The organism is Streptomyces sp. NPDC045968 (assembly GCF_056430475.1).
In genome coordinates this window covers 994008-1014400 of record NZ_JBWKLF010000001.1, presented here as the reverse complement: position 1 = coordinate 1014400, position 20393 = coordinate 994008, and the positions used below count along the sequence as shown (strand labels likewise).

At 70.9% G+C, this 20393-nt stretch carries 17 protein-coding genes; 11 read left to right on the top strand and 6 right to left on the bottom strand.

What is annotated here, in order from left to right:
- Positions 1 to 66: 66 nt before the first annotated feature.
- From AC07FA_RS04400 to ybaK, 4 genes are all read left to right on the top strand, one after another.
- Positions 67 to 1671 (top strand): oxidoreductase, encoded by a 1605-nt coding sequence (locus AC07FA_RS04400; protein WP_479073157.1) that lies wholly within the window; start codon positions 67 to 69, stop codon positions 1669 to 1671.
- Positions 1672 to 1881: 210 nt separating this feature from the next.
- Positions 1882 to 2922: a hypothetical protein gene (locus AC07FA_RS04395; RefSeq protein ID WP_479073156.1), complete on the top strand. Its 1041-nt coding sequence runs from the start codon at positions 1882 to 1884 to the stop codon at positions 2920 to 2922.
- Between the two features lie 5 nt (positions 2923 to 2927).
- Positions 2928 to 3707: an LON peptidase substrate-binding domain-containing protein gene (locus AC07FA_RS04390; protein WP_479073155.1), complete on the top strand. Its 780-nt coding sequence runs from the start codon at positions 2928 to 2930 to the stop codon at positions 3705 to 3707.
- A gap of 17 nt (positions 3708 to 3724) precedes the next feature.
- A complete protein-coding gene (gene ybaK, locus AC07FA_RS04385; protein ID WP_479073154.1) occupies positions 3725 to 4222 on the top strand; it encodes a Cys-tRNA(Pro) deacylase in 498 nt (165 codons plus the stop codon).
- Here the strand turns inward: ybaK and AC07FA_RS04380 are convergent.
- The 4 genes from AC07FA_RS04380 to AC07FA_RS04365 form a co-directional block, all read right to left on the bottom strand.
- On the bottom strand, positions 4219 to 4884 hold the full coding sequence (locus tag AC07FA_RS04380) for an ABC transporter permease (protein ID WP_479073153.1): 666 nt from the start codon (positions 4882 to 4884) through the stop codon (positions 4219 to 4221). The genes ybaK and AC07FA_RS04380 overlap by 4 nt on opposite strands.
- A gap of 67 nt (positions 4885 to 4951) precedes the next feature.
- Positions 4952 to 5827, bottom strand: a complete 876-nt coding sequence (locus AC07FA_RS04375; protein ID WP_479073152.1) for an ABC transporter permease — start codon at positions 5825 to 5827, stop codon at positions 4952 to 4954.
- A gap of 31 nt (positions 5828 to 5858) precedes the next feature.
- The gene (locus AC07FA_RS04370; RefSeq protein ID WP_479073438.1) at positions 5859 to 6842 is read right to left on the bottom strand and encodes an ABC transporter ATP-binding protein; all 984 of its coding nucleotides are present in this window, start codon (positions 6840 to 6842) and stop codon (positions 5859 to 5861) included.
- A gap of 178 nt (positions 6843 to 7020) precedes the next feature.
- Positions 7021 to 8274 carry an NYN domain-containing protein gene (locus AC07FA_RS04365; RefSeq protein WP_479073151.1) on the bottom strand — a complete coding sequence of 418 codons (1254 nt, stop codon included), beginning with the start codon at positions 8272 to 8274 and terminating at the stop codon, positions 7021 to 7023.
- Between the two features lie 255 nt (positions 8275 to 8529).
- Here AC07FA_RS04365 and AC07FA_RS04360 point away from each other — a divergent pair, with 255 nt between their 5' ends.
- Positions 8530 to 8712 carry a hypothetical protein gene (locus AC07FA_RS04360; RefSeq protein WP_362842782.1) on the top strand — a complete coding sequence of 61 codons (183 nt, stop codon included), beginning with the start codon at positions 8530 to 8532 and terminating at the stop codon, positions 8710 to 8712.
- A 90-nt stretch (positions 8713 to 8802) separates the two neighbouring features.
- On the opposite strand, the gene dnaE is transcribed toward AC07FA_RS04360, so the two are convergent.
- The gene (gene dnaE, locus AC07FA_RS04355) at positions 8803 to 12342 is read right to left on the bottom strand and encodes a DNA polymerase III subunit alpha (protein WP_479073150.1); all 3540 of its coding nucleotides are present in this window, start codon (positions 12340 to 12342) and stop codon (positions 8803 to 8805) included.
- Between the two features lie 169 nt (positions 12343 to 12511).
- Here dnaE and AC07FA_RS04350 point away from each other — a divergent pair, with 169 nt between their 5' ends.
- The 5 genes from AC07FA_RS04350 to AC07FA_RS04330 all read left to right on the top strand — a co-directional run bounded on the left by AC07FA_RS04350 (position 12512) and on the right by AC07FA_RS04330 (position 18552).
- Positions 12512 to 13837: a DUF2252 domain-containing protein gene (locus tag AC07FA_RS04350; RefSeq protein WP_479073149.1), complete on the top strand. Its 1326-nt coding sequence runs from the start codon at positions 12512 to 12514 to the stop codon at positions 13835 to 13837.
- 65 nt (positions 13838 to 13902) lie between these two features.
- On the top strand, positions 13903 to 14622 hold the full coding sequence (locus tag AC07FA_RS04345; RefSeq protein ID WP_479073148.1) for a hypothetical protein: 720 nt from the start codon (positions 13903 to 13905) through the stop codon (positions 14620 to 14622).
- Positions 14623 to 14670: 48 nt separating this feature from the next.
- Positions 14671 to 15486: a DsbA family protein gene (locus AC07FA_RS04340; protein ID WP_479073147.1), complete on the top strand. Its 816-nt coding sequence runs from the start codon at positions 14671 to 14673 to the stop codon at positions 15484 to 15486.
- 135 nt (positions 15487 to 15621) lie between these two features.
- A complete protein-coding gene (locus AC07FA_RS04335) occupies positions 15622 to 17274 on the top strand; it encodes an alkaline phosphatase D family protein (RefSeq protein ID WP_479073146.1) in 1653 nt (550 codons plus the stop codon).
- Between the two features lie 285 nt (positions 17275 to 17559).
- Positions 17560 to 18552: a zinc metalloprotease gene (locus AC07FA_RS04330; protein ID WP_479073145.1), complete on the top strand. Its 993-nt coding sequence runs from the start codon at positions 17560 to 17562 to the stop codon at positions 18550 to 18552.
- Positions 18553 to 18623: 71 nt separating this feature from the next.
- On the opposite strand, the gene AC07FA_RS04325 is transcribed toward AC07FA_RS04330, so the two are convergent.
- Positions 18624 to 19193, bottom strand: coding sequence for a dienelactone hydrolase family protein (locus AC07FA_RS04325; protein WP_479073144.1), 570 nt, complete (start codon positions 19191 to 19193; stop codon positions 18624 to 18626).
- A gap of 45 nt (positions 19194 to 19238) precedes the next feature.
- Here AC07FA_RS04325 and AC07FA_RS04320 point away from each other — a divergent pair, with 45 nt between their 5' ends.
- A complete protein-coding gene (locus AC07FA_RS04320; protein ID WP_479073437.1) occupies positions 19239 to 20378 on the top strand; it encodes a mechanosensitive ion channel family protein in 1140 nt (379 codons plus the stop codon).
- The last annotated feature ends 15 nt before the right edge of the window (positions 20379 to 20393 follow it).

Here is a 20393-nt window from a genome sequence, read left to right as displayed (position 1 = left end):
ACTAGCGTTCACGCCGTCACACAGGGGGAAGAACAGACGTACGGCATCTGCACAGAGGGGACGGCAGTGACCGAGCCGCAGGATGGCGATATCCCGGACGGCCTCAGCGCAGCGGAGCTGGGCATGTGGCAGTCCTTCCGGAACGGCACCACCTACGACCTGCGTACCCATGACCCGGTGCGCGACGATCCGTTCGCGGCACACATCTGGGGTCCCGAACGGAGTGTCGGCGCCCGGACGGTGGCCCGGCTGCTGCTGAGCGGGCCCACGGCGCGGCACGGCCGGGTGGCGGCGCTGAAGCTCCGGGGCGTACGGATCACGGGGCGGCTGGACATGGCGGGCGGGCGTGTCTCCCCGTACGTCGAGCTGACGGGCTGCCGCTTCGAGCAGGAGGTGGTGCTCCCCGAGTGCCACTTCACGACCCTGCGGATGGTCGGCTGCGCGATGCCGCGCCTTGAGGCGGCCCGGCTGCACACCGAGGGTGATCTGCATCTGCCGCGCTGCCGGATCGAGAGCGGTATCCGGCTCACGGACGCCCAGATCGGTACGGATCTGCTGATCAACCAGATCAGCATCGGCCCCGACCGGCGGGGCCGCGCCCTGACCGCCGACGGACTCGCCGTGGCCCAGGACCTTCAGGCCGAGATGGTCGAGACGCGCGGGGAGCTGAGCCTGCGCGGCGCGAAGGTCGGCGGTTCGCTGAGTCTGCGCGGCAGCCGGCTGCGCGGCACGGAGGGGCGGCGGGCGCTGAACGCCCCGCAGCTGACCGTCGAACGCACGCTGTACATGACCGAGGCGTGGGTGAGCGTGGACACGGGGAACCAGGGCACCACTCCCCCGTACGGCATCGCACGGTCGTCGGGCACCCCGGCGCGCGGCACCCGCTCCCAGGTCTTCGAGTGCCGGGGCGGGGTGCGGCTGGACGACGGCAGGTTCGGGGACGCGGTGGATCTGCACAAGGCGCGGTTCGTGCTGGCCCGGCACGAGGAGCTGTCGCTGCGCAGGATCGTCACTCCGGAGCTGCGCTTCAACGCGGAGCGCCCGGAGGAGGGCCGGGTCGTGCTGAACGGCGCCAAGGTCGTCACGCTGATCGACGTGTCGACCAGCTGGCCGGGTCCGGGCGGTCTGGCGATGGGCGGATTCGTGTACGAGAACCTCGTCCCGTACGGGCACTTCCCGCTCTCCCGGCGGCTGGAATGGGTGCTGGCGGCGACTCCGGAGTACGTGCCCGAGCCGTACGAGCGGCTCGCCGCCGTCCTGCGCAGCTGCGGCGAGGACGCGGACGCCCGCGAGGTGCTCCTCGCCAAGCAGCGGCGGCGCCGGGAGACACTGCCGCCCGCCGCCCGGCTGTGGGGCTACCTCCAGGACTGGACGGTGGCGTACGGCTACCGGCCGGGGCGGGCGGCGGTGTGGATGGCGGTGCTGTGGGCGGCGGGCACGGTGGCGTTCTCGCACTACGACCCCGCGGCGATCAAGAAGGACGAGCACCCGCAGTGGAACGCGGCGCTGTACGCGCTCGATCTGCTGGTGCCGGTGATCAACCTCGGGCAGGACGGTTACTGGCGGCTGGAGGGCGGCTGGCAGTGGGCGGGGGCGGCGCTCGTCCTGCTGGGCTGGATATTGGCCACGACGGTCGCGGCGGGCGCCTCGCGACTGCTGCGCCGCGGCTGACCGGAGTACCCCGCCGGCTGCCCCAACGGCCGGTGGGGGCAGGGCTGTACGCGTGTGGCGCCGGGGTGGCGAGGTGTGACCGGTGGGGCGTGTTCGAGCCAGAATCCGGCATTTCCTTTGCCCTTTCTTGACCGTCGCCGGGGCAACCCTTCCACTCGGCACAGAAGCTTCACCTCGCCCCTCTGGCGCACCTCCCACCAGCGCTTTTCAATGGTCTGCACCATGTCATTCCTTCGCGCTCTGCTCAGCACCACGCGCATGATCCGGCACAGCCCCGAGCTGTCCGCCGGGCTGCCCGTGGATGACGCGGTGCTGCTCGACGCCCCCGACGAGCGGCTGTCCCCCGCGCTGGTGGCCGCCGCCCTCGGCGCGTACGAACCCGCCGCCGAACTGCTCGCCGCCACCCGGGAGGGCGCCGAGTGGGAGACCCGCGACCGCTGCCTCGCCCGCCTCGTCACCTTCGCGCACAGCCGCGACGGCTGGCTCGCCGACTGGCTGGCCGCCGCCCCCCGCGATCCGGACGCGCTGCTCGTCAAGGCCGGGCTGGCCGTCCGCAGGGCCTGGGAGTCGCCCGCCCGCGCCGAGCGGCTGCGCGAGGTGGGCCCGCTCATCTCGGCGGCGGCCGATGCGCAGCCGGGCGACCCGGTGCCCTGGCGGCTCGCCCTGGACCACGCCCGCGGTACGCACGCCACGCACACCTCGTTCGAGGCCCTGTGGGAGCAGGCCATACGGCGCTCCCCGCACCACTACGGCTGCCATGTCGCGGCCCTCCAGTACCTCTCCGCCGCCTGGTACGGCTCGCACCGCGAGTGCTTCGACTTCGCCGAGCGGGCGGCCGAGGACGCGCTGCCCGACTCACTGGTGCAGGCGCTGCCGGTACGGGCGGCGTTCGCCCTGCTGCTCGACGCGGAGCTCGCCGCGCGGACCAGCCCTGTGCAGGTGGACCGGATCGACGCCGCCGCCGATCTCGCGATCAGGCTCTCCGCCGCCTACCGGCCCGGTGACCTCTGGACGGCCGAGACGCGCAACCTCCTGGCGTACGTCCTCGTCGTGCGCGGGCGCTGGGACGAGGCCCTGGAACAATTCCGGCTGATCGGACCGCACGCGACCTCGTTCCCGTGGTCCTCGGTGTCCGACGATCCGCTCGGTCAGTTCCTCGACGCGAGGGACGGCGCACGGCTCCAGGTGGCCTCCCTGACCCCTTTGCGCAACCGGGACGGCGGCAGCCGGGCGCGTGGCCATTACGCTTGACCGTTGTGACCACGGCTCGCCTCCCCCTCTTCCCGCTCAACGCGGTGCTGTTCCCCGGCCTCGTGCTGCCGCTCAACGTCTTCGAGGAGCGTTATCGCGCCATGATGCGCGCGTTGCTGCAGACCGACGACGACGAACCGCGCCGCTTCGTCGTGGTCGCGATCCGCGACGGCCGCGAAGTCGCCCCGACCGCCACCGGAATGCCGGACAGCCTCGCCGCGGCCGTCCCCGTCGACCGCTCACCGGCCGATGGTTTCGGCCCCGACCCGATCCAGTCCTTCCACCGGGTCGGCTGCGTCGCGGACGCCGCGAAGATCCGTGAGCGCGCCGACGGGAGCTTCGAGATCCTGGCCACCGGCACGGTCAGGGTCAAGCTGCTCTCCGTGGACGCGAGCGGCCCCTATCTGACGGCCGAGGTCGAGGAGCTGACCGAGGAGCCGGGCGACGAGGAGAGCGGCGGGACCAGCGGGGCCGAGGAGGCCGGTGCGCTCGCCGAGGGCGTTCTGCGGGCCTTCCGCAGCTACCAGAAGCGCCTCGCGGGGGCCAGCGAGCGGTCCCTGACGACCGGGGCGGACCTCCCTGACGACCCGTCGGTGGTCTCGTACCTGGTGGCCGCGGCGGCCGTACTCGACATCCCGTCGAAGCAGCGTCTGCTCCAGGCCCCGGACACCGCGACCCGGCTGCGCGAGGAACTGACACTCCTGCGGCAGGAGACCGCGGTCATCCGGCATCTGCCGTCGCTGCCCGCGGTGGAACTGACCCGGGCTCCCACGCACCCCAACTGACACGAGGACCCTGCCCCGTGGCGAAGAAGCCGAAGAAACAGCAGGGCGGCACCCCGGCCACGGTCGCCCTGACCGAGGCGGGCGCCGCCTTCACCGTCCACGCGTACGAGCACGACCCGTCGTCCCCGTCCTACGGCGAGGAGGCGGCCCAAGCCCTCGGCGTCTCCCCCGACCGCGTGTTCAAGACCCTGGTGGCCGACGTGGACGGCGAGCTGACCGTGGCGGTCGTCCCGGTGGCCGGCTCCCTGGACCTGAAGGCACTGGCATCGGCGGTCGGCGGCAAGCGGGCCGCGATGGCGGACCCGGCGGCGGCGGAACGCACGACGGGCTACGTACGAGGCGGAATCTCGCCCCTGGGCCAGCGCAAGCCCCTGCGCACGGTCCTGGACGCCTCGGCCCGCTCCCACCCGACCATCTGCGTCTCGGCGGGCCGCCGGGGCCTGGAGGTGGAACTGACGGCCGCGGACCTGGCAACCCTGACGAACGCGGTATTCGCCCCGATCGGCCGCGCCTAGCCCACCGGGGGCCGTCCGGCCGGGCCCTCAGCACCCTCCGCGACCCCCCACTCCGGCTCAGGATCCTCAGGATCCCGCGGAGCGAACAACGCCGTCAGCCCCAGATGCACCAGCATCGCCACAATCGGCCACGCCAGCACCGCCCCCACCGCGTGCAGCTCCAGCGGTGCGTCGAACGTGACCCCCTTGCCGACCTCCCTGGCCCGCGCGACCACGTCCGACGAAGGCCCGAACCAGACGCCGATCCCCCAGGCCAGCAGCGACCCGAGCAGACCACCGAGCGCGAGCCCGGCCACCAGCAGGATGCCCCCGCGGCGCCGGTAGAAGAACACCGCGAACGCGGCGACGGCACCGAAGGCGAGCGCCAGCAGCACGAACGTGCCGTCCGCCGCCACGGCCTCCTCGCCCTCACTGTCCTTCAGGAAGACCGCCGTGTCGTCGGAGATCAGCGGCACCCGGGGCGCCAGCCACAGCCACAGCAGTCCGAGCAGCACACCCGCGGCCGTGAGCACGGCGGTGATCACGGCGGCCTGCCGCAGCTCCGTCGCCCGTTCCGCGCCGTGCGACGGCTCGTCGCCGCGCACGGGCCAGGGTCCCGACGGCGGCGTCTGCCAAGGATCGTTGGACGAGGGCTCGTGCGGCGGCGTCAGAGGTGCGGTCACCGTGCCATCGTGCCAGGTGACCCTGTGCGGCGCCTCACCGGACCGCTCTCCCGGTCACCCGCACCCGCTAGCGGACCGCCGCCCGCCGGTACGCCCACGTCGCCACCGCCAGCGACAGCACCCCCACCACCGCGCACACCGCGAGGTCCAGAGCGATGACCGGCCAGTCCGGATGCGCGTCGAAGGACCGCGCCAGCGCCTCCACCCCGTACGTCGAGGGCAGCAGATCGCGCGCCCACCCGACCGGCTGGGGCAGCCGGTCGGCCGGCAGCACGCCCAGCAGCAACGCGGCGGACATGCCCAGCTGCCCGAGCAGCGTCGCGAGTTCCTGACGCGGCGCCAGCAGCCCCAGCGCCGCTCCGAGACCGGCCAGCGCCGCCCCGGACAGCGGCACCACGGCGACGAGCACCCAGAGATGGGTCATCGGCAACTGGAAGAGCACGCTGCCGGTCACGGCCGTGACGACCGTGCCGGGCACGGTGAAGGACGCGTACGCCCCCGCCGCCCCCAGCACCACCGCGGCCGGCGGCACGGGCAGCGTGGCGTAGTGGTCGAGTCCGCCACTGGCGCGCAGCTGGCCGAAGTACTGGGCGAGCAGGTTCAGCGCGACGAAGGCCACGACCAGCACGCTGGACCCGGCGACGACGGCTCTCGCCTCGGACCCCCCGTCCACGACCCCGCGCATCAGGACCATGATCCCGACGGACTGGAAGGTCGCCACGAACAGCAGCGGAATCCGGGCGACCCTCGCGCGCGAGAGCTGGGCCCGGTAGACCGCGGCGAGCGAGGGCAGCAGCCGGGCCCGGGGGGCCAGCGGCGCCGGGGCCGCCGCGGAGACACCGGCCGCGGTCCGCGACCGTCCGGGCACCGCCCCCGTCCCTGCCGCCGTCCCCGGCTCCGCTTCCGCCCCCGTCGCCGTCTTCGCGCGAACGATGCTCGTCACCTGGCGCTGCTCCCCTTCGACACGTGCACGTTCACGCCTTCACCAGCCCCTCGGTCGCTCTGACCGCGTCCCCGCCGAGCGCCAGGTAGACGTCCTCCAGGCTGGGCGTGGCCAGCGTGAAGTCGTCGAGTGCGGCGAACGCCGCCCCGCCGGTCACCGCGGCCACCGCCGCCCGCGCCTCGTCGGGCGCGAGCCGCAGGACCCAGCGCCGCCCGGACTCCTGGGCGGACCCTCGCAGCGCCGCCACCTCGGGCACGTCCAGGGGGGCCCGCTCGCGCCAGACCAGCTCGACGCGCACCTCTCCCGCCACCTGCTCCTTGAGCCCCTGGGGGGTGTCGCAGGCGATGACCTTGCCCCGTTCGAGTACGGCGACCCGGTCGAGCACCGTCTCGGCCTCGATCACGTTGTGGGTGACGAGCAGCACCGTGGCCCCCCGCTCAGCCCGGCGCCGGTCGACGGCGGCCCAGACGGCACGCCGGGCGACGGGGTCCATACCGGTCGTGGGCTCGTCCAGCACCAGGACGGGGCGTTCCCCGACGAGCGCCGCGGCGAAGCAGGCGAGCCGCCGCTGACCGCCGGACAGCTTCTTCAGGGGGCGACCGGCGAGTTCCGTGAGGCCGAGCTCCTCAAGAACGGCATCGCGCGCGGCACGCGCCTCGCGGACGCGCAGGCCGCGCAGCCGTCCGGTCGTCTCGGCGGCGAGGGAGACGGTCAGCTCGTCGAGGGCGGTGGATTCCTGCCCGAGGTAGCCGATCAGCCGGGAAGCCCGCTCGGGGTGGCGCACGAGGTCGTGCCCCAGCACTTCCACGCTGCCGGAGTCGGGCCGCATCAGTCCGGTGAGCTGGCGCACCAGAGTGGACTTGCCCGCACCGTTGGGGCCGAGCAGACCGAAGATCTCGCCCTGCCGGACATCGAGGCTGATCCCGTCGGTGGCGCGCACCTCGGGGGTGGCAGCCGCGCCTCGCCGTCCGCGGACGGCGGGATAGGTCTTGACCAGACCACGCACCGCGCACACGGTCCCGGTCCCGGTCTGCGCCTGTGCTGTGCCCTTACTCACGAGGTACGAGGGTACGGGGTCGGATGCCCCGGATTGCGCCGGGGGTCGCGCCGGCCCGGCCACGGACCGGCGGGCCGAGCGGTCCCTACGGACCGGGCACCGCGCTGTCGCGGGGCCCCGGAGCCCCGCCCGGCCGCTACTCCGCGACGGGCGCGTGCTCGGCGGCGGCCCGTACGTCGATCTCGCGCCAGAATCCCGCCCGGATCGCGTAACGGTCGTGTTCGTCGATCTGGTCGTCCTTGTGGGCGAGCAGCCCGAAGCGTGCCGCGTACCGCAGGAGCTCGCCGTCGATCCGGTGCGGGATGCGCGGGTACATGGTCGACAGCTTCTGGAGGTGGACGGTCTCCGGGAGCCGTTCCATCCAGCGGCGGGCGAAGACCTGGCCGACCTCGAACGGATCACCGCCGACGGTCGTGATGTCCTCCTCCCGGTCCGCCCAGCGCTGTTCGGCGCTGGTGAGCTGGGCGAGCGTCGGCAACGAGGCGGTCTCGGCCGGTTCGCCGAGCGGTCCGCCGCGCTCGACCCAGCCCCTGTCGGAGGACCAGCGGAGGGTGGCGTTGGCGGGCGGCGGTGCGGGGTGCTGCGCCGCCTGGCTGCCGGGGCCGCGCAGGCTCGCCAGGTCCTTGGGCGTGGGGACGCCCCGGTGACCGGGGGTGGACGGTGCTCCGGTGTCCTGTCCGGCCGGTGCGGAGCCGCCGTTGCGCGCGGCGGCGGCCTGGGCCTCGGAGGCCCGCTCCGCCGAGGCCGCCAGCGCGGCTTCCGGGAGGGGCGCGGAGAGGATCGCGGCGATCTCTGGGCGCGGGACGGGTGGCGGCGCGCAGATGCCGCCGATCTCCTTGGCGCGTACGGCCTTGGTGATCCAGGCCCGGTCCAGCACCCGCCGTTCGTCGGCCTCCGCGACCAGGTCCTCGGACTGGTTGTAGTCGCCGTCGGCGGCCTGGACGGCCCAGAGGTGGACGGCCACCCCGTGTTCCTTCGCCGACATCAGGCCGGGCAGCAGGTCGCCGTCGCCGGTGACGAGCACGACGTCGGAGCAGGCGCGGTTCCTGGCGAGCTCGGTGAGCTCGGCGTGCATCGCCGCGTCGACCCCCTTCTGCGCCCAGCGTCCGTCGCTGCGGGTGAGGGCGCCGAGCCGGACGGTCACACGGGACATCACGCGGAGCCTGCGGTGTTCCGGCTGCGGGACGCGGTCGGGTGCGCCGTCGAACCAGTAGATCCGGAGCAGGGGCTGCTGGGTGTCCGCCTCCGCGCGTTCGCGCAGGCCCTGGATCAGGGCCGCGTGGTCGACGGTGATGCGGGAACGGGCAGGCTCCCCGGCCAGCAGACTCGCGGCCGCACCCAGCAAATATCCGGCGTCCACCAGGACGACGCAACGGTCCACGCGTTCCACCCTCTTCCAGGAATTCGGGAACGGTCTCGGCGGGCCCGGTCGTGGGGGGTGGGCCTGCGTACTCAGGGTTTCCCTGGAGTCTGCCCGACCACGCGGGGGTTAACGTCCGGAACTCGATCATCGGCGTGGCGGATCGGGAAAACGGTGCGGCACACCCTCTCGCTACGCACGGTAATGATCCAAAATGCGGCGTTTACTGCGCTATGTGAATCTGACAGCGGTCCTGGCCCCGAGAGTCCCCATAGGAGGAACACCATGGCCAAGAACAAGAACCGCAAGCAGGGCAGCCAGCAGGATCGCGCCGCGTCCACCGCGGAGCGTAGTGCGCAGGACGCGAAGTCCTCGTCGTTCGAGGCACAGAGCGCCCCTCAGTCGCAGCCTCAGGGCAGCCCCGCTGATGTTGCCCGTAAGCACCAGCGGCGCTTCGGCCACAACTGACCGGCCGGTTCCCGGTCCGGCCGCGGGCCGGACAGCCGAGAGGGGCGCCCCGCTTTCGCGGGGCGCCCCTCTCGTACGACCGCCGGACGCTCAGCCGGCCAGGCAGGACGGGCCCAGCAGGACCTTCAGGTCGCCGAAGAGCGCGGGGTCCGGCTTCACCCGGTGCCGGTCGAGCCGCAGCACGGTGGTCTTGCGGGGGCCCTGGAGCCTGATCCGCACCTCGGTGTCGCCGCGGTGGCTGCTGAGGACCTCGCCGAGGCGGCTGACCATCGGCGGGGTGATCTTGACCGTGGGGATGGTCAGCACGACCGGCGCGTTGGTCCCGGCCGACGAGACGTCGGGGACCTGCATCTCCATGGCGACCAGACGCGGCACGTCCTCGCGCTTGTCGAGCCGTCCCTTGACGAAGACGACGGTGTCCTCCACGAGCTGGGTGGAGACCAGCTGATACGTGGCGGGGAAGAACATGCACTCGATGGAGCCCGCGAGGTCCTCCACGGTGGCGATCGCCCAGGCGTTGCCCTGCTTGGTCATCTTGCGCTGGAGGCCGGAGATGATGCCGCCGATGGTGACGATCGCGCCGTCCGCGTGTTCACCGCCGGTGAGCTGCGAGATCGCGGCATCCGACTTGTCCGACAGCACGTGCTCGATGCCGAAGAGCGGGTGGTCGGAGACGTACAGGCCGAGCATTTCGCGCTCCTGCGCGAGCAGGTACGACTTCTCCCACTCGATGTCGGAGAACTCCACGTCGAGACCGAAGCCGGGCTCGTCGGACTCCTCCTCGCCCATGCCGCCGAAGAGGTCGAACTGCCCCTCGGCCTCCTTGCGCTTGACCTGGACCACGTTGTCGATCATCGGCTCGTGGTGGGCGACGAGCCCCTTGCGGGTGTGGCCCATCTCGTCGAAGGCGCCGGCCTTGATGAGTGACTCGACGGTGCGCTTGTTGCAGACGATCGCCTCGACCTTGTCGAGGAAGTCGGGGAAGGAGCTGTACTTCCCCTTCGCCTTGCGGGTCTTGATGATCGAGTCCACGACGTTCTGACCGACGTTACGGATCGCGGTCAGACCGAAGAGGATCACGTCGTCGCCCTGGGCGGCGAAGTTGGACAGGGACTCGTTCACATTGGGGGGCAGCACCTTGATGCCCATGCGGCGGCACTCGTTGAGGTAGACCGCGGACTTGTCCTTGTCGTCCTTCACGGACGTGAGCAGCCCCGCCATGTACTCGGCCGGGTAGTTCGCCTTGAGGTACGCCGTCCAGTAGGTGACCAGTCCGTACGCCGAGGAGTGCGCCTTGTTGAACGCGTATCCGGCGAAGGGGACCAGGACGTCCCACAGTGCCTTGATCGCCGCGTCGGAGAAGCCCTTCTCCTTGGCGCCCGCCTCGAAGAGGACGAAGTTCTTCGCCAGCTCCTCGGGCTTCTTCTTGCCCATCACACGGCGCAGGATGTCGGCCTCGCCGAGTGAGTATCCGGCGACGATCTGGGCGGCCTTCTGCACCTGCTCCTGATAGACGATCAGGCCGTAGGTGAGGCCGAGGACCTCCTTGAGGGGCTCCTCCAGCTCCGGGTGGATCGGGGTGATCTCCTGGCGGCCGTTCTTCCGCTCGGCGTAGTTCGTGTGCGAGTTCATTCCCATCGGGCCCGGCCGGTACAGGGCCGAGACGGCGGAAATGTCCTCGAAGTTGTCGGGCTGCATCTGGCGCAGCAGCGAACGCATCGGGCCGCCGTCGAACTGGAACACACCGAGCGTGTCACCGCGGCAGAGCAGTTCGTACGTCTTGGGGTCGTCCAGCGGGAGGGAGAGCAGGTCGAGCTTGATGCCCTTGTTGGCCTCCACCATCTTGACGGCGTCGTCCATGATGGTCAGGTTCCGCAGGCCGAGGAAGTCCATCTTCAGCAGGCCGAGCGACTCGCACTGCGGGTAGTCCCACTGCGTGATCGTGACGCCGTCGGTGTGCCGCACCCAGATCGGGGCGTGGTCGACGATCGGCTCGCTGGACATGATGACGCCGGCGGCGTGCACGCCCATCTGCCGGACCAGACCCTCGACGCCCTTCGCGGTGTCGATGACCTTGCGGACGTCCGGCTCGTTCTCGTACATCCCCCGGATCTCGCCCGCTTCGCTGTAGCGCGGGTGCTTGGGGTCGGTGATGCCGTTGAGGTCGATGCCCTTGCCGAGGACGTCGGCGGGCATGGCCTTGGTGAGCCGGTCACCCATGGCGTACGGGTAGCCGAGAACGCGGGCGGAGTCCTTGATCGCGTTCTTCGCCTTGATCTTTCCGTAGGTGCCGATCATGGCGACCTTGTCGGCGCCGTACTTCTCGGTCACGTACCGGATGACTTCGACGCGCCTGCGCTCGTCGAAGTCGATGTCGACGTCGGGCATGGAGACGCGCTCGGGGTTCAGGAACCGCTCGAAGATCAGTCCGTGCTCGATCGGGTCGAGGTCGGTGATGCCCATGGCGTACGACACGATCGAGCCGGCCGCCGAGCCTCGTCCGGGGCCGACCGCGATGCCCTGGTTCTTGGCCCACATGATGAAGTCGGCGACGACCAGGAAGTACCCCGGGAACCCCATCTGGATGATGATGTCCATCTCGTACTCGGCCTGCTTCTGCCGGTCCTCGGGGACACCGTTCGGGAAGCGGCGGTTCATGCCGACCCGGACCTCTTCCTGGAACCAGGTGATCTCGGTGTAGCCCTCCGGGATGTCGAACTTCGGCATCAGGTTCTTGGCTTCGAACATCCCGGCGGTGTCGATCTGCTGGGCGACCAGCAGGGTGTTCGCGCAGCCCTGCTGCCAGGCGTCGGAGGAGTCGACGCCGTACATCTCGTCGGTGGTCTTGAGGTAGTAGCCGGTGCCGTCGAAACGGAAGCGGTCCGGGTCGGAGAGGTTCTTTCCGGTCTGGATGCAGAGCAGCGCGTCGTGCGCCGTGGCCTCGTCCGCGTACGTGTAGTGGGAGTCGTTGGTCACGAGCGGCGGGATGTCGAGCTTCCTGCCGATCTCCAGGAGCCCGTCGCGGACCCGGCGCTCGATCTCGATCCCGTGGTCCATCAGCTCCAGGAAGTACTTGCCCTCGCCGAAGATGTCCTTGTAGTCCGACGCGGCCTGCACCGCCTCGTCGAACTGGCCGAGCCGCAGCCGGGTCTGCACCTCACCGGAGGGGCACCCGGTGGACGCGATCAGGCCCTCGGACCACTGGGAGATCGTCTCCTTGTCCATGCGGGGCCACTTCTGGAGCCAGCCCTCGGCGTACGCGTCCGAGGAGAGCCGGAAGAGGTTGTGCAGCCCGGTGCTGTTCGACGCCCAGATCGTCTTGTGGGTGTAACCACCCGAACCGGACACGTCGTCGCGCTTCTGGTGCGGCTGCCCCCACTGGACCTTCCGCTTGTGCTTGCGCGACTCGGGCGCGACGTACGCCTCGATCCCGATGATCGGCGTCACACCCGCCTTCTTCGCCGAATGGAAGAAGTCGTAGGCACCGTGCAGGTTGCCGTGGTCCGTCATCGCGATGTGCGACATGCCCATTTCATTGCATGCCTCGAACATGTCCTTGAGCCGCGCGGCACCGTCCAGCAGCGAGTACTGGGTGTGGACGTGAAGGTGCGTGAAGGGCGGCTTGGTCACGGCTCTGGGCCTCCGGGCGAACTGCGATGACGGATTGGGGGGACAGCGTGGAAGTCTACGTCTCCGCAGTGACAGCCGAGGGGCACTCCCGGGTACGGTCGCGCGTTGAAGGGGGCGGAGACGCCCGTCCCATTTGTCATGAACGCCATGCACCAGGAGGCACCAAGAAATGTCGGAAACGCAGACCGGCGCAACGCAGCGCGGGGAGCAGATTCTCGCCGTTTTCGACACCGCCTTCGGTGAGCTGCTGGCCGCCGATCCGGCTGCCTTCCGGGTCAAGTTCCGGAAGATGGCGGGTTCGGCCTTCGCGTTCTACCGGGGCACGGCCTGCCTGTTCTACGACGACCTGGCGCGTGAGCGGCACGCCGGCCCCTATGTGGACGAGCGCACCGGCCGGGTATGGGTCCACGGCGATCTGCACGCGGAGAACTTCGGCACGTACATGGACGCCAACGGGCGCCTGGTCTTCAACGTGAACGACTTCGACGAGGCGTACGTCGGTCCCTTCACCTGGGACCTCAAGCGCTTCGCCGCCTCCGTCGCCCTGATCGGGTACGCGAAGGCGCTGGGTGACGACCAGATCACCGATCTCGTCCGGATCTACGCCGCCGCCTACCGGGAGCGCATCCACGCGCTGGCGACGGGCGCGAAGAACGACGAGGTGCCGCCCTTCACCCTGGACACCGCCGAGGGCCCGCTGCTGGACTCGCTGCGCGTCGCCCGCTCGCTGACGAGATTCTCGCTGCTGGACTCGATGACGGAGATCCGGGACTTCGAGCGCCGGTTCGCCGCCGACGGCGGTGCGATCGACCTGGACGCGGCTACCCGGTACAAGGTGCTGGCCGCGTTCGACGGCTATCTGGAGACGCTGCCCGAGTCGAGCCTGACGCGCCCCGACTCCTACCGGGTGAAGGACGTCGTGGGCCGGCGCGGCATCGGCATCGGATCGGCCGGGCTGCCCTCGTACAACATCCTTCTGGAGGGCAACAGCGACGCCCTGGAGAACGATGTGGTGATCTACCTCAAGCAGGCGCAGACCCCGGCGGTCTCCCGGCACATCACCGACGCGGCCGTGCGGGAGTACTTCCAGCACGAGGGGCACCGCACCGTCATCTCCCAGCGCGCCCTCCAGGCGCACGCCGACCCGTGGCTCGGCTGGACCGAGCTGGACGGTGCGGGACAGCTCGTCGCCGAGGTCTCGCCGTACGCGGTCGACCTGGACTGGTCCGACATCGACGAGCCGCAGGAGATCGCCGCGGTCGTCGCCGACCTCGGCCGGGCCACGGCGACGATGCACTCGGCGGCGGACGACGAGAGCGGGCACTCCCTGGTGCCCTTCTCCACGGAGCGGGCGATCGACGCCGCGATCGCGGCCGACGAGGAGGGCTTCGCCGGCCTGCTCGTCGACTTCGCCCACAGTTACGGGGCACGGGCCCGCGCCGATCACCAGATCTTCGTGGATCTCTTCCGCAACGGCCGCATCCCCGGCCTGTAGGGCTCCCCACACGCCTGGGCGGTTTTAACGATCGCCTACAGGTTCACATGGCACACTCCTCGACGATGGACGTATCAGGGACGCAGCTCAGGACGGTTCGCGCGGCGCTTTTCACAGCGCTCGTCGTGACGCTCTCCGCTGCGTCCCATGTGCTGCTGTCCCGGGTTCCGCTCCCGCTGACCGTGCTCGCCCCGCTGGCCGCCGGCGTCTTCGCCGCGGCCTTCGCGCTGGCCGGCCGCGAGCGGGGCTTCGGAGCCATCGCCGGGCTGCTGGTCCCGCTGGAACTGGCCGCCGACACGGTGTTCACCACCGGACAGCACCTCTGTTACGGAGCGGCGGGCGGCCCGATCGCGGGACCGCTGCGCTCCGTGGGTCTGGACGTCCTGTGCGGTGGCGAGGCCGGCGCGGCACCGGCCGGGCTGGCCGGTGTCGGCGCGGTCGGCACCCCGCTGGCCGGGGTGACGGGCGCGGGTGACCGGGCGGCCGTCCTGCTCGCGTCGCCCGGCCCCCTGGTGCCGTGGCTGCTGCTCGCGGCCCATGTGACCGTGGGCCTGCTGGCCGCCGCGTGGCTGAGCCGCGGCGAGGCCGCGCTCGCGGGGCTGTTCCGCGCGGCGGCCGCGGTCGCGTTCCGTCCGCTGCTGACCGCCTTCGCCGTGGTGGGCGCCGCCCACCGCCCCGTACGGCGCGACCCGCTCCCCACGGGGCACCCGCACCCGCTCTTCCCGGCCCGCCTCCTGGGGCACTGCGTGGGACGGAGGGGACCACCGCGCTCGGTCCGCGCCTGAGCACGTACGTCCCCCGCACACGACACCACGCACACACGGAGAACCATCATGAGCCAGCGCAACACCCAGGCGAACAAGGCCGCGGCCCGCGAGCGACTGCGCGCGGAGCGCGAGCGCCAGGCCAAGAAGGACAAGGCACGCAAGCAGATCATCGTCGCCGTCTCGGTCGTCGGCGTGCTGGCCGTCGCCGGCGGTGTCGGCTACGGCGTGATGCAGCTCAACAAGCCCTCCGGCTGGGAGGCCGCCGCGGACGCGAAGAACGTGACCGCGCCGAAGAACACCTCGGGCGACAACGGCACGACGGTGGTCATCGGCAAGCCGACCGCCAAGAAGACGCTCGAAATGTACGAGGACTCCCGCTGCCCGATCTGCGGCACCTTCGAGCAGACGGTCGGCGAGACCGTGGCGAAGGACGTCGAGGCGGGCAAGTACAAGGTCAAGTACGTGGGTGCCACGTTCATCGACAACACCGACAACGGCGAGGGTTCCAAGAACGCCCTCAGCGCCCTGGGCGCGGCGCTGAACGTGAGCCCCGAGGCGTTCATGGAGTACAAGGCCGCGCTGTACTCCGCGAAGTACCACCCCCAGGAGAGCGACGACAAGTTCGCCAAGGACAGCTACCTGATCGAGGTGGCGAACTCGGTGGACGCGCTGAAGGGCAACGCGGCGTTCGAGAAGGACGTCAAGGACGGTACGTACGACAGCTGGGCGATGAAGATGTCCGCGGCGTTCGACAAGAGCGGGGTCGAGGGCACGCCGACGCTGAAGATGGACGGCAAGACCGTCACCGCCGAGGGCAGCAAGAACGCGCCGATGACGGTGGCGGACTTCAACGCCGCGATCACCAAGGCGCTCAAGGCGTGACCGGGGAGGGGACGGGGCGTCAGACGTCCCGGGCGTAACTCCGGACGGCGATTTCCCGTCGGGCGGGCGAACTTTCGTTGTTCGCCCGCCCGTTCGTCTGCCAGGGAGCTGTACCGGTCAGTAGGGTGATCGCCCGTGACCAGTCGACTCTTCTCCTCGCCCACCCGCCGCACGGTGGTCAGGGCAGCCGCCGCCACCGCGGTCGCCGCTCCCGTCCTCGCCGGCGCCACCGGTGCCCGGGCCGCCGCCGGGGCCCCGGCCTTCCTCCACGGGGTCGCCTCCGGTGACCCCCTCCCCGACGGTGTCCTGCTGTGGACCCGCGTGACCCCGTCGGCGGACGCGGTGCCCGGTTCGGGCCGCGGCGCCGACACCACCGTGCACTGGGAGATCGCCGAGGACGCCGCCTTCGCCCGGATCGCGGCGCGGGGGACGGTCGTCGCGGGCGCCGCGTCGGACCACACCGTCAAGGCCGATGTGCGTGGGCTGCGTCCGGCCACGGCGTACTACTTCCGTTTCGCGGCGGGCGACGCGGAGCAGGTGCTCTCCCCCGTCGGCCGCACCCGTACGGCGCCCGCGGCCGGTGCGGCCGTCGCCGGGGTGCGGTTCGGTGTGGTGTCGTGCGCCAACTGGGAGTCCGGCTGGTTCTCCGCGTACCGCCATCTCGCCGCCCGCGCCGACCTCGACGCGGTGCTGCATCTCGGCGACTACATCTACGAGTACGCGACGGGGGCGTATCCGGCCGAGGCCGATACCGTACGGCGGCACGAGCCCGCCCACGAGATCCTCACCCTCGCCGACTACCGCGCCCGGCACGGGAAGTACAAGACGGACCCGGACCTCCGCTCCCTGCACGCCACCCATCCGGTGATCGCGATCTGGGACGACCACGAGTTCGCCAACGACGCCTGGGCGGGCGGCGCCGAGAACCACACGCCGGCGTCCGAGGGCTCGTGGGCCGGCCGGGTGGCGGCGGCGAAGCAGGCGTACTTCGAGTGGATGCCGGTGCGCGCCTCCACCGAGGGCACCGTGTACCGACGCCTGCGCTTCGGCGCCCTCGCCGATCTGCATCTGCTCGACCTGCGCAGCTTCCGCTCCGAGCAGTCGTCCGTCGGCGACGGCTCGGTGGACGACCCCGAGCGCTCCCTCACCGGCCGGGCACAGCTGGACTGGCTGAAGTCGGGCCTCGCCGGGTCGGACGCCGCATGGCAGCTGGTCGGCACGTCGGTGATGATCTCGCCGGTCGCGTTCGGCGCGCTGCCGGCCCATCTGCTGGCGCCGCTCGCGGAGTTGCTCGGGCTGCCCGGGGAGGGTCTGGCCGTCAACGTGGACCAGTGGGACGGCTACACGGACGACCGCAGGGAACTGATCGCGCATCTGCGGGACCGGGCGATCAGGAACACGGTGTTCCTGACCGGCGACATCCATATGGCGTGGGCCAACGACGTGCCGGTGAAGGCGGCGACGTATCCGCTGTCGGCCTCGGCGGCGACGGAGTTCGTCGTGACGTCGGTGACCTCCGACAACCTGGACGACATCCTGCACGTCGCGCCGCAGACCGTCTCGCTGGTCGCCGCCGCGGCGGTCAAAACCGCCAACCGCCATGTGAAGTGGGTCGATCTGGACTCGCACGGCTACGGCGTGCTGGATGTGACCGCCGAGCGGTCGCAGATGGACTACTACGCGGTCTCCGACAAGACGAAAGCGGACGCAACCTCGTCCTGGGTGCGCTCCTACCGGACGCTCAGCGGCACCCAGCGGATCGAGCGAGCCGACCGCCCCGTGCACTGAACGATCAATTCCAGCCATCCGCCGTCATGTTAAGGACAGGTCACATCGTGACGGCGGGTGGCGGGGGCCGTAGGCCTAATGCGGACACACCACCCGCCGAGGTAACCCCACGCGTTACGTACGTATCTCAAACCTTGGTACAGACCGCAGATTTTTTCCCCATTGCCCCTGTACGCGCCACAAATGATTGGGCCTGATCGATTCTCTTCAAGCCCTGACATGGCCACGTAATCTCCCGGCGGCGGGTGAGGAAGTACCTCCCCCACATGTCCGCAAGGAGTCACCGTGCGCGCTCTTGTACGCATATCGCCCCGCCTGCGCCGTCACGCACTGAGCACGGCCGTACTGGCCGGAACTCTGGCACTGGCTCCGCTCTCCGCCGCGCCCGGCAGCGCCGTCGCCGCACCCTCGACGGCTCTGTCCGCCGAGGAGTGCCAGGAGACCTCCGGTGCGAGCGCGACCGCCCGCGAGGCGCACCCCGGCGGGTCCGACCACGCCGCCGAGCCCAACGAGGTGAGCGCCGCCAAGGCCAAGGCCATGGACGCCGACCTCCAGAAGAGACTGGCGGACCGCCGCGTCACCGGCCCGACCCTCGCGGCCGGGGCGACGATCCCGGTCTACTTCCACGTCATCCACTCCGGGACGACGGGCAAGCTCAGCGCGACTCAGATCACCAACCAGCTCAACGTGCTCAACGCCGCGTACAGCGGTGCGGGAACCGGCAACACCGACTCCGGCTTCCGCTTCACGCTCGCCGCCACGGACTACACGGACAACGCCTCCTGGTACAACCTGTCCTCCGGCTCCGCGGCCGAGAAGGCCATGAAGAGCTCGCTCCGCAAGGGCGGCGCCGGCGCGCTCAACGTCTACAGCGCCAACCTCGGCGGCGGCCTGCTCGGCTGGGCGACCTTCCCGAGCTCGTACAACTCCAACCCGTCCATGGACGGCGTGGTCATCCTCGACGCCTCGCTGCCCGGCGGCTCCGCGGCCAACTACGACGAGGGCGACACCGCCACCCACGAGGTCGGCCACTGGATGGGGCTCTACCACACCTTCCAGGGCGGCTGTAACGGAAACGGCGACTACGTCGGCGACACCCCGGCCGAGAAGAGCCCCGCCTACGAGTGCCCGACCGGCCGCGACAGCTGCGCCAGCAAGACCGGCGTCGACCCGATCCACAACTTCATGGACTACACCTACGACGCCTGCATGACGCAGTTCACCACGGGCCAGGTGGCGCGCATGAGCGAGTACTGGACCGCCTACCGCGCGGGCTGACCGCACGGCTGTACGGACACGAGGGCCCCGCGCACCCGCGCGGGGCCCTCGCCCTGTCTCCTCGCGGCCCGCTAGAGCGTGGCCAGGAAACCCAGCGCGACCTTCCAGGTCTGCTCGGCCGCCGCCTCGTCGTAGTCGGGCAGCTCCGGGTCGGTGAACAGATGGCCCGCCCCCGGGTAGCGGTAGACCTCCACATCGGCGCCGGTCCGCTGCATCTGGAGATACCAGGACGTCAGCCAGTCGTGCGACTCGAACGGGTCGGGGTCGGCGACATGCAGCTGTACGGGCAGCTCGTCCACCGACGCGTTCTCCGCGATGTCCGAGGTGCCGTGGAACAGCAGCAGCCCGCGCGCCTTCGCGTCGCCGAGGGCGAGGGTCTGCGCGGTGGACGCGCCGAAGGAGAAGCCCGCGTACACGAGCCCCTGGTCGGAGTAGGGCGCGGCGGCCAGCACGGCGCGCCGCAGCAGCTCGTCCTTGCCCACCTGCTCCTTGAAGGCCATGCCTTCCTCGGCCGAATCAAAGGTGTGCCCCTCGAAGAGATCGGGCACACGCACGACGTGCCCGGCGGACCGCAGTCGGTCCGCCGCCGTGTGCACCGCGGGCCTCAGCCCGTACATCGAGTGGAAAAGCATGATGTTCATGAGGCCATGGTGCCAGCTGTGCCCAAGAGCTTGGAGGACGAGGGGATGGAGAACGTGCTGCGCCCGCTGATCGTGGTGGGCGGTGCGCTGATGATCACCCTGGTGGTCGGCTGGCTGGTCGATCTGCTGCTGCGGCGCGCCGACAGCAGGCACCGGGACACCCCTCTGTGGGGCCTGCTGCGCCGCTGCCGGCTGCCGCTGCAACTGGTGCTCTGCACCGCCCTGCTGGGTGCCAGCTACGCCCACACCCGGCTCGACCTGGTGCAGAGGCACCGGGCAGCGATCGGTCAGGCCCTCACGTTGGTGCTGATCGGGGCCTCGGCCTGGCTGGTGGTACGGGTCGCGGCGACGATCGTGGAGGCCTCGTACACCCGCTACGCGACGGCGACCCGCGATCCGGCCAGGGTGCGCCGGGTCCGTACGCAGGTGACGCTGATCCAGCGGGTGGTCATAGCCGTCGTGGCGACCGTCGCGGTCGCGGCGATGCTCCTGACGTTCCCGGCGATGCAGACGGTCGGCACGTCGATGCTCGCCTCGGCCGGTGTGCTGGGCATCGTCGCGGGCGTCGCCGCCCAGTCGACGCTGGGCAACCTCTTCGCCGGGCTGCAGATCGCCTTCGGGGACATGGTGCGGATCGGCGACACGGTCGTGGTCGACGGCGAGTGGGGCACCATCGACGAGATCACCCTGACCTTCCTGAGCGTGAGGACCTGGGACGAGCGGCGGATCACGATGCCTGTGTCGTACTTCACCAGCAAGCCGTTCGAGAACTGGTCGCGCGGCGGGGCCCAGATGACGGGCACCGTCTTCTTCCACCTCGACCACTCGGCGCCCGTCGCCGCCATGCGCGAGCAGCTGCGGGCCGTTCTCGGCGAGTGCGCGGCCTGGGACGGCCGCGACTGGTCGCTGGCCGTCACGGACACCACCCCCTCGACGATCCAGGTACGCGCGGTGGTCACGGCGAAGGACGCGGACGACGTCTGGACGGTGCGCTGTGCCGTACGGGAACAGCTCGTGACCTGGCTGCGCGACCACCACCCCTACGCGCTGCCGCGGATCGCGACCTCGCCCGCGGTGCTGCCTCCGGGCGAGCAGTGGCCGACGCCGGGACCGCTGGACGGCTGGGACTCCGGCATGGGGGCGGAGACGGTGGCCGGCAAGGCCCCGCGTACAGGCAGGGGCTGACGCCGGGCCCGCCGC